This is a genomic window from Pseudomonas rosaeacicularis (assembly GCF_057128745.1).
The window spans coordinates 1-16,779 of the sequence record NZ_JBSKHT010000018.1 but is presented as its reverse complement, the minus strand read 5'-3'; the positions used below and the strand labels follow the sequence as shown (position 1 = coordinate 16,779).

At 59.0% G+C, this 16,779-nt stretch carries 15 protein-coding genes; 4 read left to right on the top strand and 11 right to left on the bottom strand.

The window, feature by feature from the left end; translation table 11 throughout:
* Window positions 1–90: 90 nt before the first annotated feature.
* A complete protein-coding gene (locus ACWKWM_RS22315) occupies window positions 91–2,979 on the top strand; it encodes a sensor domain-containing phosphodiesterase (protein ID WP_483848224.1) in 2,889 nt (962 codons plus the stop codon).
* Window positions 2,980–3,191: 212 nt separating this feature from the next.
* On the opposite strand, the gene ACWKWM_RS22310 is transcribed toward ACWKWM_RS22315, so the two are convergent.
* Entirely contained in the window at window positions 3,192–3,521 is a 330-nt protein-coding gene (locus tag ACWKWM_RS22310; RefSeq protein ID WP_483848223.1) for a DUF3253 domain-containing protein, read from the bottom strand.
* A 228-nt stretch (window positions 3,522–3,749) separates the two neighbouring features.
* Between ACWKWM_RS22310 and ACWKWM_RS22305 the strand changes: the two genes are divergently transcribed.
* Complete coding sequence (locus ACWKWM_RS22305; RefSeq protein WP_483848222.1) at window positions 3,750–4,361, top strand: hypothetical protein; 612 nt, start codon at window positions 3,750–3,752, stop codon at window positions 4,359–4,361.
* Between the two features lie 219 nt (window positions 4,362–4,580).
* Here the strand turns inward: ACWKWM_RS22305 and ACWKWM_RS22300 are convergent, their stop codons facing one another.
* From ACWKWM_RS22300 to ACWKWM_RS22255, 10 genes are all read right to left on the bottom strand, one after another.
* The gene (locus ACWKWM_RS22300; RefSeq protein ID WP_483848221.1) at window positions 4,581–5,519 is read right to left on the bottom strand and encodes a carbohydrate kinase family protein; all 939 of its coding nucleotides are present in this window, start codon (window positions 5,517–5,519) and stop codon (window positions 4,581–4,583) included.
* A 20-nt stretch (window positions 5,520–5,539) separates the two neighbouring features.
* Window positions 5,540–7,021, bottom strand: coding sequence for a xylulokinase (gene xylB, locus ACWKWM_RS22295; RefSeq protein ID WP_483848220.1), 1,482 nt, complete (start codon window positions 7,019–7,021; stop codon window positions 5,540–5,542).
* 7 nt (window positions 7,022–7,028) lie between these two features.
* Window positions 7,029–8,531, bottom strand: coding sequence for a mannitol dehydrogenase family protein (locus tag ACWKWM_RS22290; protein WP_483848219.1), 1,503 nt, complete (start codon window positions 8,529–8,531; stop codon window positions 7,029–7,031).
* A 50-nt stretch (window positions 8,532–8,581) separates the two neighbouring features.
* The gene (locus ACWKWM_RS22285; RefSeq protein WP_483848218.1) at window positions 8,582–9,685 is read right to left on the bottom strand and encodes an ABC transporter ATP-binding protein; all 1,104 of its coding nucleotides are present in this window, start codon (window positions 9,683–9,685) and stop codon (window positions 8,582–8,584) included.
* Window positions 9,686–9,856: 171 nt separating this feature from the next.
* The gene (locus tag ACWKWM_RS22280; RefSeq protein ID WP_483848217.1) at window positions 9,857–10,690 is read right to left on the bottom strand and encodes a carbohydrate ABC transporter permease; all 834 of its coding nucleotides are present in this window, start codon (window positions 10,688–10,690) and stop codon (window positions 9,857–9,859) included.
* 10 nt (window positions 10,691–10,700) lie between these two features.
* Window positions 10,701–11,633: a carbohydrate ABC transporter permease gene (locus ACWKWM_RS22275; RefSeq protein WP_483848216.1), complete on the bottom strand. Its 933-nt coding sequence runs from the start codon at window positions 11,631–11,633 to the stop codon at window positions 10,701–10,703.
* A gap of 85 nt (window positions 11,634–11,718) precedes the next feature.
* Window positions 11,719–13,044 (bottom strand): ABC transporter substrate-binding protein, encoded by a 1,326-nt coding sequence (locus ACWKWM_RS22270; RefSeq protein WP_483848215.1) that lies wholly within the window; start codon window positions 13,042–13,044, stop codon window positions 11,719–11,721.
* Window positions 13,045–13,288: 244 nt separating this feature from the next.
* The gene (locus tag ACWKWM_RS22265; RefSeq protein WP_483848214.1) at window positions 13,289–14,194 is read right to left on the bottom strand and encodes an AraC family transcriptional regulator; all 906 of its coding nucleotides are present in this window, start codon (window positions 14,192–14,194) and stop codon (window positions 13,289–13,291) included.
* A gap of 114 nt (window positions 14,195–14,308) precedes the next feature.
* Window positions 14,309–14,629 carry a helix-turn-helix domain-containing protein gene (locus ACWKWM_RS22260; protein WP_483848213.1) on the bottom strand — a complete coding sequence of 107 codons (321 nt, stop codon included), beginning with the start codon at window positions 14,627–14,629 and terminating at the stop codon, window positions 14,309–14,311.
* Complete coding sequence (locus ACWKWM_RS22255; protein ID WP_483848212.1) at window positions 14,622–14,990, bottom strand: type II toxin-antitoxin system RelE/ParE family toxin; 369 nt, start codon at window positions 14,988–14,990, stop codon at window positions 14,622–14,624. Before ACWKWM_RS22255 ends, ACWKWM_RS22260 begins: the two co-directional genes overlap by 8 nt.
* Before the next feature lie 115 nt (window positions 14,991–15,105).
* Between ACWKWM_RS22255 and cobF the strand changes: the two genes are divergently transcribed.
* Both cobF and ACWKWM_RS22245 read left to right on the top strand, forming a co-directional pair.
* On the top strand, window positions 15,106–15,867 hold the full coding sequence (gene cobF / locus ACWKWM_RS22250) for a precorrin-6A synthase (deacetylating) (protein WP_483848211.1): 762 nt from the start codon (window positions 15,106–15,108) through the stop codon (window positions 15,865–15,867).
* A 460-nt stretch (window positions 15,868–16,327) separates the two neighbouring features.
* Window positions 16,328–16,779, top strand: a 452-nt coding sequence (locus tag ACWKWM_RS22245; protein WP_483848210.1) for a contractile injection system protein, VgrG/Pvc8 family, incomplete at its 3' end; no start/stop codon positions are given.

Here is a 16,779-nt window from a genome sequence, read left to right as displayed (position 1 = left end):
TTTATAGGCTGTAACTGGCAATATGCCGCTTGCAACAATCCGTCACACTCCATAAAGATAGGCCTGTCGCACGTTGGCAATGGAGCGCCCATGAATTCCCCTGTCTTGAACCCTGATCGACGACCATTGAACCCCAGCAGAGGCGCGTCGGATGCGGTCGTCACCGAGACCGGTTTTGCGGCAGTGCCAGGCCTGCGCGACGACACCATCGAGTGCATATTGCGCGCCACTCAGAACGCGGCGCCCACCCTCAATTGGGCGGCGTACCGCGCAGGGGAGCACATGCATCTGTTGGGGCAGGGCGACCCATCGATCACCTGGCCGAAGCTCATCGCTCGGGATGCCTTCGACGGGTTCTGCGACGAGCTGGATCTGCATCGCTTGCCAACCGGGCAGGGCGAAAGCGTACTGGGTTGGCTGATCACCTCAGAACCGCATGCGGGCGAGCCGCGACTAGGCGAACTGGCCGCGCAACTGGGCTTGCACTTGCAAACCGACGCATTGGCGCGTGCGCAGGCCACCCAGCGCGTACTTTACGAGATCACCTATCTGGCCAGTTCCACCCGGGATCGTTCGGAGTTCCTGCACGGTGTGCACCAGCAGTTGGCGACTCTGATCGACGCCGAGAATTTCTATCTGGCGCTCTACGAAAGCCAGAGCGGCAAGATCACTTATCCGTATTACATCGACATCACCGACGCTGACGCGCTGGAAGCTGAGACCTACGAGTATCTGGATCATGAGCACATGTCCATGACCGGGTATGTGCTCACCACCGAGCAGCCGCTGTTCGTCAACGCGGCGGACATCCAGCAGGCTCAGGTGCATGAGCGCTTTTACTGCGTTGGGCATCGTCCTGAGTTCTGGATGGGGGCGCCGTTGAAAAACGCTTCCGACGATGTGTTCGGCATGCTGGCGATGCAGGTCTACGACGTGTCGCGGGTCTACAGCGTCGAGGATCGCGAGTTGTTTCTGGTGGTCGCACGGCACGTGGCCATGGCGCTGGACCGGATTCTGCACCGTGCTCATCTGGAAGAAACGGTGGCCCGGCGCACGGCCGAGCTGTCACGCCTCAATGATGCCCTGCGCAGCGAAGTGGCCGACCGCGAACGCGCCGAACATTTGCAAAGCGCGTTGTTTCAGATCGCTGAACTGTCCAGCCAGCCCGGAGACATGGCTGAGCTGTTTCGCAGCCTTCACGGCATCGTGGGTGAGTTGCTGGTTGCGCTTAACTTCTATATCGCACTGTTCGACGACGCCACCGGCGAGGTGACCTTCCCGTATTACGTTGATGAACGGCTGACAGAGCGTCCGGACCCTCGGCGCGGTGAGCGCGGATTCACCGAATACGTTATTCGTCAGCGCCGTCCGTGCCTGATCGACAGTTACGAAGCGCGGCGCCTGGAAAGCCTCGGCGAAATCACCCTGCAAAACGACGTCAACCGGTCCTGCTCCTGGCTGGGCATTCCGCTGTTCGAAGGCGACACCGTGCGCGGTGTGTTGGCGGTGCAGAGTTATTCGAACCACGTCAGTTACACGCTGCGCGACCAGGACCTGTTGACGTTTGTCTCACGGCACATCGACACGGCGCTTTCGCGGCGCACTGCGGCGGAAGCGATTCATACCGCCAATCTGCGGCTCGAAGCCCGAGTGGAGGAGCGCACTCGCGAACTGGACTTTGCCAATGCCAAACTGCAACACGAAAACTCCCACGATTCCCTGACCGGCCTTCCGAACCGCAGCCACTTGCAGCAAAAACTGCGCACGGCGTGGGAGTCGTTCTGCGACCTGGGGCAGGAGCTGGTGGTGATGTTCATCGACCTGGACCGTTTCAAGATGGTCAATGACAGCCTCGGGCATCATTCCGGCGACCAATTATTGGTGCAGGCCGCCGACCGGTTGCGCAGCTGCATGCGCGACAGCGATCTGCTCGCGCGCCTGGGTGGCGATGAATTTGCAGTACTGGCCTACGGCGCGCCGCCGGATGTCACCGTGGAAATTGCCGAACGCATTCTGGAGGCGTTCGACCTGCCGTTTTTCATCGGCGTCCATGCGGTGTTTTCCTCTTGCAGCATCGGCGTGGTGGGGGCCGACCGGCAGTTTCACAGCGAGCCCGCCGACTTGCTACGCGACGCTGACACCGCAATGTATCGGGTCAAAAATGCCGGACGCGACAGTTATGCGGTCTTCAACCAGGAAGTGCGGCGCGAGGTTTCCGACCAGATGGAGCAGGAGAGCGCGCTGCGTAATGCGCTCAAACGTACGGACGAGTTGCTGCCGTATTTCCAGCCGATCATTGATGTCGAGAGCGGCAGGATCCTTGCCCTTGAGGCGCTGATTCGCTGGCGGCAGCCGGATGGACGAGTCGTTGCGCCAGGCCAGTTTCTGCCAGCGCTGGAAGGGTTGCGGCTGATCGGCCGTCTGGATTTCTACATGCTGCAGAGCGTGGTGGCGATCCTTGCGCAGCCCGATCACGCGCACTGGCCCACGGTGCATGTGAATTGCTCGAGCTACAGCATCACGCGGCCGGAGTTTTCCAGCGAGGTGCTGGGTCTGCTGGAGTTGCATGGGGTGCAGCCGTCGCGCATTTGTCTGGAGTTGACCGAAGGCGCACTGGTGGCCGAGCCGGATCTGGCGCGCCGGGCCATGAAGCACTTGGCCGACAACGGTGTGTCAGTGGTGCTCGATGATTTCGGCGCAGGGTTTTCGTCCCTCAGTTACGTGCACCAGTATCACTTCACCGGCTTGAAAATCGATAAGTCCTTCACCCTCGAACTGACCACCAGTTCGCGCAGCCGAGCCATCGTGCGCGCCATCGTGCGCATGGCTGAATCTCTGGGCCTGACCGTGGTGGCCGAAGGCGTGGAAGACGCAGCCACCCTGGAACTGCTTCGGGAAATGGGCGCGGGACAGGCCCAGGGCTACTACTTCTCCGTGCCGCTGCCGCAGGAAAAACTGGATTTGAGTTCGTTGGGGTGAGAGCGAACGGTGATCGGCGCTATTAGGCGTCTGATTTCAGGGACGCTGCGCAGCCCATCGTCGGCAAGCCGGACTCCTACGCCCTTCGGGCAGACGCGGATTTGCGGTGATAGATCGTTGCCCGGGTTCGCTGATCGTTCCTCACGCTCCGCGTGGGAATGCATCCCGTGACGCTCTGCGTCACCGGGGACGCGGAGCGTGGGAACGATCGATTACGGGAACCGATCGCCACGGCGCAATCGGATCGGCCCGCGCAGGTGTTCGTCGATCGTGACTTCACTGTCGCCTTGGGTCACCCGGATAACTCCATCAGTCGCCATCCGATTTGCCACTTCGCGCACCTGAGGCATCAGGGCTCGCCACTCGGCTTCTTCGCCAGTCAGGGCACGGGCCACGTCGGAAGGGCAGATCGAGGACGCCGGGCTTCGGTCTACCAGCAATCCCAGAATGTCGCGTTCGATGTCAGTGTCGGTGAAGGTCATGGCGATTCTCAACGGTAAAGCCCAATCAGGGTCTGCCACAGTGGAGTCGTTTGATGCCACGGCGTTCCTTCTCCCGTAGTACGGCTGATGCCACCGCAGCGGCAAGCCTACCCACCCGGCGGCCAGCGCCTGCCGCTCTCGGCAACGCAGTGCCGGTATTTCGCCGACTCCGCGCAGGGTCTGGCATCTGCAGCCAGCAGCGGCGGGGGTTTGAAGCACTTAGGGCAATGTGGCACCGGTCTTGCTAAGTACACCCGATGCATCGACAACCACAACAGGAGGTGAAAGATGATTATCGGCAGCAGTGCCCTCCAGCATATCGTTTCGAAGGCCGTCGCCCACACGACCCTCGACACCAGTGACAAGGACGCGTTTGCCAGCGCCGCCATGACGACCGTGCCTGTAGCACCCGTCTCCAGCAGCGATGACACGTCGGCCCAAAGCGGCAGTCAGGGTGAGCCAACCTACGACGAAGCGTTCGCCAAGATGATGGTCAACCTGAAGTCGGCGATGGCCAGCACCACCGAAAACGCTATCGACCCGCAAGCGGCCGCAGCGTCTTCGATGATGGCTGGCGCTGACAAGCAAGTGGCGACGACCGACAGCGTGGCGTCAGGCACTTCGGACAGCGTGGACGCGTTGTCAGCCAGTGCCAACAAGGACGCCGCGAGCAGCGTGGGTTCGGCCAAGGATGATTTTCTGGCCTACATGAACCAGACCGATGCTGAAAAAGCCCGTCAGCAATTAACCGGCGTCAGCAAGGAAGAATACGAGGCCATGTCCCCCGAAGAGAAAGCGGCCGTCGACAAGAAGGTTGCCGACCTGACCCAGGCAAAAGCCGAGATCGCCCAGCAGGAGATCAAGGCCAAGATTGCGATGGCCAAGGCGGAAATGGCTTGAGGGGTTGCCTCAACGGCAATGGCGTAGCGGGCTGACATGTCGGAACTCAAAGCCGCCGACGGCGCGGGGGTTGCGCTCGATTGAGCGATATAACGAACGATCCGGTTTGTCTGATCCATTGCATTTCTGTAGGAGCCAACTTGTTGGCGAGACGATTCTGTGGCGAATCAGGTACGGCATCTCGCGAACAAGTTCGCTCCTACAAAAGCGTGTTTGCGATTAGACCACCTGATTGCGATACGGCAAGTCCGGCCCCACTCGCGTGCAAGTCACGGCCGCGGCGGCAACGGCGAAATTGAGCATTTCGGTCAGGGAGTCGCGGTCAAGCCCAGGCAGGCTGGCAGGGGTGTCCAGTCCGCGTTCAGTGAGAAAGGTGATCAACGCCGCCTGGAAGGTATCGCCGGCACCCACGGTATCGGCGGTGATGACTTCACGCGCGGGCACCGACCAGCTGCCTTTGTCACGGGTGAAGATGCTCGCGCCCTGACGGCCACGGGTCATGATCACCAGTTGGCAGTTGTCCTTGAGCCAGCCTTTGGCGACTGACTCAGCGTCGGTGTCGGGGTACAGCAAGCTCAAATCCTCATCGCTGACTTTGATGATGTGCGCATGCTCGGCAAACTTGCTCACCTGACTGCGCCACAGCTCAATGCTCGGTGCCGGGTTCAGGCGCACGTTGGGGTCGAAGGTGATCAAGCGCTTGCCGCTTTCGCGCCGAACCAGCGTCAGCAGCGCATCGGCCACCGGCTGCACCACCAGCGAAAACGACCCTACGTGCAGACCCCGCACGCTGTCGTCCAGCACCGGCAACTGCTCGACGCTCAGCATACGGTCCGCGCAACCTTCGCCGCGAAAGCTGTAATGCGGTGAACCATCGGCGCCGACCGCCACCATCGCCAAGGTAGTCGGCGCGTCGATGTGCACCAGAAAGTCATCGCGCACGCCTTCCTCTTTCAACACCGTGGCCAGCCTGCGGCCCAGATAATCGGTAGAGATCCCGGCGAAGAAACCCGCCTCAACGCCCAGCCGCCGCAAGCCCACGGCGACGTTGAACGGCGAGCCACCGGCAATCGCCTGAAAGCCCAGTTTGTTGCTCTGACCGCTGCTGTCCGGCTGACTGAAAAAATCGAACAGTGCTTCGCCACAGACGAGATACATAGGTGCTCCGTTAAGGGCTATCAGACGCCCTGCAATTGATTGCGATAGTGCTGATAAACGTTGTGATATGCGGCGACATTGGCAGCAATCGGCAATGTTTCGCTGCTCGGCTCAAGGCTTACGCAACGCTCGCACAATGCCTGCAACGACTGGCCTTCGCCACTTTCCCGGGACTGACACCACGCCGCCTGAATCGCTGCGCCCAGTGCCGCCGCTTCACTGCCGGTGGTGCAGATGACCGGGGTGTCCATGATGTCAGCGACGATCTGCCGCCACACCGCGCTTTTTGCACCGCCGCCGATCAGGCGAATGTTCGCGCTTTTGATGCCGCTGTCACGCAGCAAGTCCAAGCCATAACGCAGACCGAATGTCGTGCCTTCCACCACCGCACGACACAAATTGGCCTGGCTCAGATTGGTGCTGTCCAGACCGAGAATGCTGCCGGTGGCATGGGGCAGGGCCGGTACTCGCTCGCCATTGAGGAACGGCAACATCAGCACCCCTTGCGCGCCGATCGGAGCAGCATTCACTGCCTGATTGAACGCGGCGATATCCAGCGCAAACAGTTCACGAATCGCCCCGGTCGCGTTGGTCAGGTTCATGGTGCAGATCAGCGGCAGCCAGCCGCCGGACGATGAACAAAACGCTGCCACTGACGGTTGCTCGCTGACGCTGGCTTCATCGGCAAACGCATACACCGTCCCCGACGAACCCAGACTCATGGTGATCAACCCCGGCGCGATGTTGCCGGTGCCGATGGCGCCCATCATGTTGTCGCCGCCGCCGCTGGAAACGATAGCTTCGGGGTTGAGCCCAAGACGTTCGGCAATGGCCGGCAGAATCTGCCCCACTGGCTGATCAGCTTCCAGCAACGTGGGCAGCGCGTTGACCAAACGACCGCTCGGATCGATGTGGTTGAGAATGTCCAGATCCCACTCGCGGGTGCGCACGTTGAAATAACCGGTGCCGGACGAGTCGCCGTAGTCGCTGCAGCAGCGCCCGGTGAGCCAGTAATTGAGAAAGTCGTGGGGCAGCAGAATCTTGTCGATGCGTGCGAACAGCTCCGGGAACTGCTCCTTGGTCCACAGCAGTTTCGACACGGTATAACCCGGCGCAATGGCGATGCCCAGACGCTCAAGCGAACCGGCTTCGCCCCCCAGATATTCCAGCAATCGGTCGTTTTCCGGCGCCGACTCGGTGTCGCACCACAGCTTCGCCGGGCGCAGTACATGCCCCAGTTCGTCGATCATCACCAGCCCGTGTTGCTGGCCGGAAACGCCGATGCCCAGAATCTGCGAGCCCGAAATCCCGGCCTGTTTCAGCGCAGCGGCGGTGGCTGACTCGAACGCATTCAGCCACTCTTGAACATCTTGCTCACGACGCCCGTGGGCGCCGCTGATCATGTGGTGCGCGCCTGATCCTTCGCCGAGCACCTTGCCATTGACGGCATCGAGGACGATGGCTTTTGTGCCTTGTGTACCGCAATCGATTCCGAGAAACATGCTCACCTCAGGCGTGTTTGCCCAACAGTTTTTCCAGGGTTTTGCTGACGCCCAGTTGTTTCAGGCTGTTCAGGTTCTTTTCGAACGACGCCACGAATTCGGCGGATTTCGGAATCGCCGCGCCGAATATTTCTTCCACTTCCAGCAGCCGTTGGGTGATCAGCACGTCATCAGCGACCAAGGCTATGCAGAAGTCAGCGCGGGGGTCGACGATCTTGTAGGCCACGCCGTTTTCACCTTCGGTGCCTTGCAGGTAAAGCGCCCAGGCAGCAACGACCAACGAGGCGCGGTCCAGATTGCCTTCGTCGAGAATCAAGCGGTTGATGGTCGGCACAGTGAATTTCGGAAATTTCGACGAGCCGTCCGAGCACACGCGCTCCAGCTGGTCGGCGATGGCCTGGTTGGAGAAACGCTCGATCAGCGTGTCCTTGTAGCTTTCCAGGTCGATGCCCGGCACCGACGGCAATTGCGGGGTGACGTCGCGGTCCATGTAGGTGCGGATGTACTCGACGAACAGCGGATCGTTCATGGTTTCGTGAACGAAGCGATAGCCCTTTAGCGCACCCAGATACGTCAGCGCCAGATGGCTGCCGTTGAGCAGCTTGATCTTCATTTCTTCGTAGGGCGTGACGTCGTCAGTGAACTGCACGCCGACCTTTTCCCACGCAGGGCGGCCATTGACGAACTTGTCTTCCAGCACCCATTGCACGAACGGTTCGCAGACCACCGGCCAGGCGTCGTCGATGCCTTTCTCGTCATGCAGTTGCAGGCGGTGGGCGGTGCTGGTCATCGGCGTAATGCGATCGACCATGGCATTAGGAAAGCTGACGTTTTCAGCGATCCAGTCATGCAGTTCGGCGTCGCGCAGTTTGGCGAAGGCCAGCAGCGCTTTGCGGGTCACGCCGCCGTTGTGTGGCAGGTTATCGCAGGACATCAGCGTGAAAGCGGGCGTGCCTTCGGCGCGGCGACGGGTGAGCGCGGCGCACAGGTAGCCGAACACTGTTTTCGGTGTGGCGGGGTGCGCCAGGTCATGCTGGATCTGCGGCAGCTGGCTCATGAATTCGCCGGTGCTGTCATCGATGCAATAGCCGCCCTCGGTGATGGTCAGCGAGACGATGCGAATGTCGGGGCTCGCCAGTTTGTCGATCAATGCGATGTCGCTGTCGGTGGACATCAGCATCTGGTCCATGGCACCGATGATGCGGGTTTCAGTGTCCGGGGTGTCGCCCAGCTCGAACAGCGTGAACAGGAAATCCTGGCTTTTCAGTGCTTCGAAATTGCTGCGGTCTTCTTCGCGCAGGCTGACGCCGCAAATCGCCCAGTCCAGGCCTTCGCCGGTGTTGTCTTTGGCGCCGAGGTTCATCAGCGCATCGGTATAAAACGCTTGGTGCGCGCGGTGAAAGCCGCCGACGCCGATGTGGGCGATGCCCTGACGGCGCTGATCCAGCGTATAGGACGGCAGCACGACGCTGGGGTCGAGTTGGGACAGGTTCTGCTTGTTCAGTTTCATGACTTCAATCTCAAAAAGGGTGCGGCGCAAGGGCGTTCACGCGCTTTGAATCAAGCGGCAGCCTGCAGGGCCTTGGTGATGACCTGGCCTTGGGCGTCGAACAAATGGCAATGAGCGCTATCCAGGTGCAGTTTCAGGGTCTCGCCGTACTGGCTCGCCAGATCACCGCGGATACGCATGGTCAGGGATTCGCCGGCCTGGGTGCGGACGTGGCAATAGGTGTCGCTGCCCAGACGCTCGCTGACATCGGCAATCACGGTCAGCAGGCAATCGCCGTCTTTGGCCAGATTCAAGTGCTCCGGGCGAATGCCGAGGGTGACGGCATCGCCGACGCTCTGTTGCGCGTTGGTGAACGGCAGGCTGATGGTGGTGCCGGCGTCCAGCGTCACTTCGCATCCGGCAGCATGCACCGCGCTGACCTTGCCCTTGAGAAAGCCCATTTTCGGTGTGCCGAGAAAGCCTGCGACGAACAGGTTGGCCGGGTGGTGATACAGCTCCAGCGGCGAGCCGACCTGTTCCACCTTGCCGCCGTTGAGCACCACCACTTTGTCGGCCAACGTCATGGCTTCGACCTGATCGTGGGTCACGTAGATCATCGTCGCTTGCAGCTCTTTATGCAGACGCGACAGCTCAAGACGGGTCTGCACACGTAGCGCCGCGTCGAGGTTGGACAGCGGTTCGTCGAACAGAAAGATTTTCGGGTTACGCACGATGGCGCGACCGATTGCGACGCGCTGACGCTGACCACCGGACAGTTGCTTGGGCTTGCGTTCCAGCAACGGACCGAGTTCAAGAATGCGCGCGGCTTCGTCGACCTTGCGCTTGATTTCGGCCTTGTCGCCACCGGCCAGGTCCAGGGCGAAGGACAGGTTTTTGCCGACGGTCATGTGCGGGTACAGAGCGTAGGTCTGGAACACCATCGCCAGATCACGTTTGGCCGGGGTGACTTGGGTGATGTCGCGCCCATCGAGTTCGATGGTCCCGGAGGTCACGTCTTCAAGCCCGGCGATCAAGCGCAGTAGCGTGGATTTGCCGCAGCCCGACGGGCCGACGAAGACCACGAATTCACGGTCTTTAACGTCCAGGTCGATGCCTTTGATGATCTGGTGGCCGTCGAAGCCTTTTTGCAGATTTCTGATAGTCAGGTTAGCCATGTGGGGCTCCAGTTTTATTCTTAAATGTTCGAATGGACGCTTTTCTGCAGGAGCTGACGAGCCCGTCCGGGGCTTCGATTACGGTGTGTCAGGTGTACCGCATCGCAGCCTCTCCGGTGCTCGTCAGCTCCTACGGCCTGTGGCCAGAATCAAATTCGCAAGCTGCGTTTTTCATTTCACGGCACCAAACGACAGCCCGCGTACCAGTTGTTTCTGGCTGATCCAGCCGAAAATCAGAATCGGCGCACACGCAAGCGTCGACACGGCGGACAACTTGGCCCAGAACAAACCTTCAGGGCTTGAGTAGGAAGCGATCAGTGCGGTCAGCGGTGCGGCGTTGGACGAGGTCAGGTTCAGCGACCAGAAGGCCTCGTTCCAGCACAGAATCAGCGACAGCAGCGCGGTCGATGCCAGGCCGCCTTTGCAGATCGGGATCAGCACCTTGAAAATCTCCTGACGGGTACTCGCTCCATCCAGCCGCGAAGCCTCGAGGATCTCGCCGGGGATGTCCTTGAAGTAGGTGTAAATCATCCACACCACAATCGGCAGGTTGATCAGCGTGTAGATCACGATCAGCGCGATGCGCGAATCCAGCAGGCCAAAGGTCTTGGCCAGCAGGTAGATCGGCATCAGCACGCCCACCGGCGGCAGCATCTTGGTGGAAAGCATCCACAGCAGCGTGCTTTTGGTGCGCTTGGTTTCGAAGAACGCCATGGAGTAAGCCGCCGGCACCGCGATCAATAACGCCAGCGCTGTGGCGCTGAATGAAATCAGCACCGAGTTCCATGCAAAGTGGAAGTAATCGCTGCGCTCCTGAATGTGCAGGTAGTTTTCCAGCGTGGGCGTGAAGATGAATTGCGGCGGCGTGGCGAAGGCGTCGATCTCGGTCTTGAAGCTGGTCAGGACCATCCAGAAAATCGGGAAGAAGATCAGCGCCGCGATCAGCCACGACAAGGTGCCGAGCAGCAGGCTTTGCAAGCGGCGGGATTGTTTGAGCGTCATCATGATCCGGCCCTCAGGACTTGTCGGTGAGGTTTTTGCCGATCATCCGAATCAGGATGATGGCGGCAATGTTGGCGATGACCACGGCGATCAAACCGCCAGCGGACGCCATGCCCACGTCGAATTGCAGCAGCGCCTGGTTGTAGATCAGGTACGCCAGATTGGTTGACGCGAAACCCGGACCGCCGTTGGTGGTGGTGAAGATTTCCGCGAACACTGAAAGCAGGAAGATGGTTTCAATCATCACCACCACGGCAATCGGACGCGCCAGGTGCGGCAGCGTCAGGTGCCAGAAGATCGCAATCGGGCCGGCGCCATCGAGCCTGGCGGCTTCCTTTTGTTCCTGGTCCAGCGACTGCATGGCGGTCATCAAAATCAGAATCGCGAAAGGCAGCCACTGCCAGGACACGATGATGATGATCGACAGCAAGGGGTAATTGGCCAGCCAGTCGATGGGCTGGGCGCCGAAAAACTTCCACACCGAGGCGAGAATCCCCGACACCGGATGGAAAATCAGGTTCTTCCAGATCAGCGCGCTGACCGTGGGCATGATGAAAAACGGTGAAATCAACAGCACGCGCACGATGCCACGGCCAAAAAATTCACTGGCCTCCAGCAGCGCGGAAATCAGCACGCCGAGGACCACGCTGATCAGCAGCACGCTGCCCACCAGCAGAATGGTATTGGTCGCGCCGGGCAGGAAACCGCTGTCGGTGACGAAATACTGGAAGTTCTCCAGGCCGACGAATTCTTCTTCGCCCGGATTGAGCAGGTTGTAGCGAATCAGCGAGAAATAAATAGTCATGCCCAGCGGCACGACCATCCAGATCAGCAACAGCAGCACTGAAGGGCTGACCAGAAACCAGCCGGGCTTGGTCACGCTGCCTTTGGCCTGCGGTTTGTCGCTGGCAGATTCCACGCGAGGGGGGAGGGTTGAGGTATTCATGGTAACTCCGAACCGGGGCATAAGCTTGAGCGGTGTACCCAGGGGCGAGTTGCCCCCGGATACCGGGACCTGTGCTGACTAAATGTCAGCCCTTTTTCGGGTAACCCGCTCGCTTCATGTCGCGTTCGGTGGCGGTCTGCGCGTTGCTCAACGCGGCATCCACGGTGCTGGTGCCGACCAGTGCAGCGGAGAACTGCTGGCCCACCGAAGTACCAATCGCCTGGAACTCAGGAATGGTCACCAACTGGATGCCGACGTACGGCACAGGCTTGAGCGTTGGCGCTTTAGGCGTCACGGCTTTCAGCGATTCCAGAGTGATATTGGCAAACGGCGCGGCCTTTTTGTAGGCGTCGGTGTAGGTCGATGCGCGAGTGCCAGGCGGCACGTTGGATACGCCGTCTTTCTCGGCAACCAGCGCCGCGTACTCTTTGGAGGTCGCCCACTGGGTGAACGCCTGGGCGTCTTTCTGATTTTTCGCGCTGGTCGGAATCGCCAGAGCCCACGAATACAACCAGGCCGAGCCTTTGTCGGTGACTTCGTGCGGGGCGTAGGTGAAGCCGACGTTGTCAGCCACTTTGCTCTGGGTTTTGTCGGTCACGAACGAGCCGGCAACACTGGCATCGACCCAGATCGCGCACTTGCCGCTGTTGAACAGCGCCAGGTTTTCGTTGAAGCCGTTGCTGGAGGCGCCGGGCGGGCCATTCTTCTTCATCACGTTGACGTAGTAGTTCAGCGCGTTCTTCCATTCCGGCTGGTCGAACTGCGGTTTCCACTGCTCGTCGAACCAACGGGCGCCGAAGGAGTTGGCCACGGTGCTGATCAGCGCCATGTTCTCGCCCCAACCGGCTTTACCGCGCAGGCAGATGCCGTATTGCTCTTTGGATTTGTCGGTGAGCTTGTCAGCGAACTCGGAGATCTGCGTCCAGGTTGGACGCTCCGGCATGGTCAGGCCTGCGGCCTTGAACAGGTCGGTGCGGTAGTAGGTGATCGAGCTTTCGGCGTAGAAAGGCAGGGCGAACAGCTTGCCATCGACGGACAGGCCGTCACGCACTGAAGGGAAAACGTCATCCAGCGCGTAGGACGCTGGCAAATCTTTCTGCTCTTGCAGCCAGCCTTTGGCACCCCACAGTGACGCTTCGTACATGCCGATGGTCAGCACATCGAACTGCCCGCCCTTGGTGGCGATGTCGGTGGTCAGGCGTTGACGCAGGACGTTCTCTTCCAGGACGACCCACTTGAGTTTGATATCGGGATGCTGTTCTTCGAAGGTTTTGGACAGCCGCTGCATGCGGATCATGTCGCTGTTGTTGACCGTGGCGATGGTCACGTCGCCGGCGCTGGCGGCGTTGGGGAGAGTCAGGGAGAGAGTCAGACAGGTACCAGCAAGCAACACTTTTGCAGAGGTCTTCATTTGTCACTCCTCTTCTGCGTCCGTTGAACGGCAGAAGCTCGGTTATTGTTTTTTTTGTTCTTCCGTGATGCCCGAAAGAATGTCAGTTGATTACAACGGTCCGCACGGACGATGACAAATCCTGCGACGCACTTGAACTGATACTATTTTGCACTGCTAGTTCACGCGGCAGCACGCCAAAACCACGCCCCGGCATGGCGCAGTGCGTTTCCAGCGTAGTTGAAGGAGAAGAAAGCGGGGTGGATCAGTACAGGTTTTGCTCGGTCATTCGCTGAACGGCAAGGCGCCGGTAGTGTGACGGGGTCATGCCCTTGAGCTGCTGGAAGCGCCGATTGAAGTTGGAAATGTTGTTGAAACCGGACTCGAAACACACGTCTGTTACCGGTTTATCGCCGTCAGCCAGCAGTTCGCAGGACTTGCTGATGCGCAGCCGGTTGACGAATTCGATAAAACAACGACCTGTGGCCTGTTTGAAGACGCGGGAGAAATATGTCGGCTTCATGCCCAGATACTCGGCCACTTCTTCGAGCGGCAACTCCCGTGCGTAGTGGGCAAAGATGTAATCCACGGCCTTGTTGGTGCGATCGACGCTGTGTTCGTCGGCCATTTGCGGCGCGGTGGTGCCGGACAGCAACTGGAAATCATCGCTCGCCGCCAGCAACTCCAGCAGTATGAAAAAGTGCCCCAGCCGGGTCATGCCATTGGACTGGGCGATTTTCTGCATCAGCCGACTCGCTTGGCGGATGGTGCGCTGGCAACGAAATTCAATGCCGTACTGCGCCCGCTCCAGCAGCGGCGTCAGGGTGCGCAACTCGGCGAATACCTGATTGCCGCTTTCGAGCAGGTCATCGGTGAAGTTCACCAGCATGTCGCGCTTGGGCACGACTTCATCTTCTTCGATCTGGCTGATCCAGTTGTGCGGCAGATTCGGACCGGTGAGAAACAATGTGCCGGGGTAGAAATTGCCGATGTAATCCCCGACGAACACCTTGCCGGAGCTGGCAGTGATCAAGTGCAGCTCGTATTCCTTGTGAAAATGCCAGCGCACCAGCGGACAGGGAAACCCGTGCTCGCGGTAGATGATCGACAGACCGTTGTGGTCGTCCATCAGCTCATAGGATGGGTCGGTGACTCTTGTTGTTTTGGTCATGCGGGTGCCGGGAGAAAAGGGTGGCGTTGGGGGTAATGTGCACTATTTTTGGGGGGCATTGTAGTCGGGCCGGATTGTTCTGGATTTCTTCATCGCCACATGACTACCCCCTGTTTATGCGAACACCACTTCGACCTTGCCTTCGGCGCGAGACTTCGGCGCGGCCTTGACCACGATCTGTACATCCCGTCCCAGCCGCGCCAGGCAATCGATCATTTTCGATTCGCTGATGCCTCGGAACCTGCCGCGTAGCATTTCCGAAACTTTAGGCTGCGGCATGGCGAGGATTTCAGCGGCTTGAACCTGAGTTAGACGCCGGTCTCTCAAGATACTGCCGATCTCGGCTGCCAACTGCGCCTTGACCCGCATTTCACCCGCGTCTGCCGTGCCCAGATCGGCATAGACATTGCCGCTGCCCTGTTCGATTTCAGTCATCTGTCAATCCTTTAGAGTGTGCTTCTGCGGCCAAGTATCGCGCTTTTATCAGCGCAATGTCGGGCAGCGGCGTTTGAATTTGTCTGTTGGATTTCTTCTGGAAGCAATGCAGGACATAGACGGCGTTTGCAAAGCGCAGCGTGTAGACCGCCCGATAAGTGTTGCCCTGTAAGTCTTCTACTATCTCGAGTACCCCCGCATGGCCAAACCCTTTGAGCGGCTTGCTTTGAGGATGCTTATCACCGATCTGTGCCAGATAAAGCGCGTAACCGAATGACTCCTGTACTTGCGCGGGCATCGCTATGAGATCCTTCCTGCTGCTTGCTACCCAGAAAAGTGGCTTATCAAATCCATATGACATGGGCGAAATTATACCTGTATGGGGATAGAGTCAATCCGTTGTCTTTGCATCCACGGCGTAAGCTGTCCACTATCCAGATCGAGCATTAACAGTGCTATTTTGGAAGTGTTGCCCAATGAAACAGATCCTCCTCATCGGCATCGGCGCCGGCAATCCCGAGCACATCACAGTGCAGGCGATCAAGGCGCTGAATCGCACGCAGGTGTTCTTCATCCTCGACAAGGACTACGCCAACGATGAATTGCTGCGCCTGAGGAAAGACATCTGCGAGCGCTACATCGAGGGCAGCGACTATCGCCTGATGCAAGTGCAGGACCCCCAGCGCAAAGACGATCCTGCTTCCTACCGCGCCGGGATTGAAACCTGGCACGAGCAGCGTGCGGTGCTGTTTGAGCGATTGATTGCCGAGGAGGTCGGGGAAGGCGAGACCGGGGCATTTCTGGTGTGGGGCGACCCGGCGCTGTATGACAGCACGCTACGGATCCTGGACCGGGTGCTTGAGCGTGGCGAGCAGCGCTTCGACTACGAAGTCATCCCCGGCATTACCAGCGTTCAAGCGCTGGTGGCTCAGCACCGAATCCCGCTCAATCGTATCGGCGAACCGATCCACATCACCACTGGCCGACAACTGGCGAAGGGGCAGGGCGTGGAGATCGATAATGTGGTGGTGATGCTGGACGCGCATTGCACCTTCGAGCGGTTTGTCGGTGAGGATTTACATATTTACTGGGGTGCGTATCTGGGCACGCCGGACGAAATCCTCATCAGCGGAAAGCTGAGCGAGGTCAGCGAACAGATAAAGCAGGCCCGCGAAGCTGCTCGAGCGCGTAAGGGGTGGATCATGGATACGTATTTGTTGCGGCGGGTGTTGGACTGAGGTTTTTAGGGTTCGTCGCAGCGACATTTTGGACTTGTAGTTTTCAGATTTGCTAGCGATGCCCGCTCTCACTGACATGCCCGCTCTCTAATAAATACTTGGCAATCTCGGTTTCACTGCCTTTGATCATTTCGATGAAGTTGCAATTGACCCTGCCACGTCTGGATCGCTCTGTAGGAGTTATCCGTTAAGTTATGCAGAACTTTCCTGATAATGGTTTCGGGCTGGAATTGCGGCTTGTACTGGCCTAGGGTGCAGACTATCAGCCAGTCAGTAAGTCGGAACTATCGATTCGAATCATTAAAGCATTAATTAAACACTCTGTTTAATGGGCGCAGTTCTTTTATTTAGAGCGGCTCAAGCCCACGTTTCGTATTGAGTTTATTATCTGTGTGAATGTTTAAATGTTTATTCATTTAAACATCAGCCTGTTTATGCATAGAGCCAAGGAGGCTTGAGTATGCTCAACCCACTGCGCACGTTCTTCGACCACAGCCGCCACACCCTCACTGTTCGCGGCCTCGAAGCAACGCTCGACGTGCTGGCCTTCGACGGCGAAGAACAGCTCAGCCAGCCGTTCAAATACCGCATCGAATTCACCTCCAGCGACCATGATATCGCTGCCTCGGACATGCTCAGACGCCAAGCCGATTTCAGCCTGCATGCCGCGCCCCATGATTTGCCGCCGCTGATGCCTTGGGACCTCGGCAAAATCATTCCGCCGTTGCGCACGTTGCACGGCGTCGTGACTGGCTTCAAACGCCTGTCCGGATCAAACGACGAAGCGCGTTACGAAATCACGTTGCAGCCGCGTCTGGCGTTGCTGGAGCGCGGTCGGCAGTTCCGCATTTACCAGCATCAGTCGGTGCCGGAAATCGTCGAAAGCATCCTGCGCAGCCGGCATGATTTCGA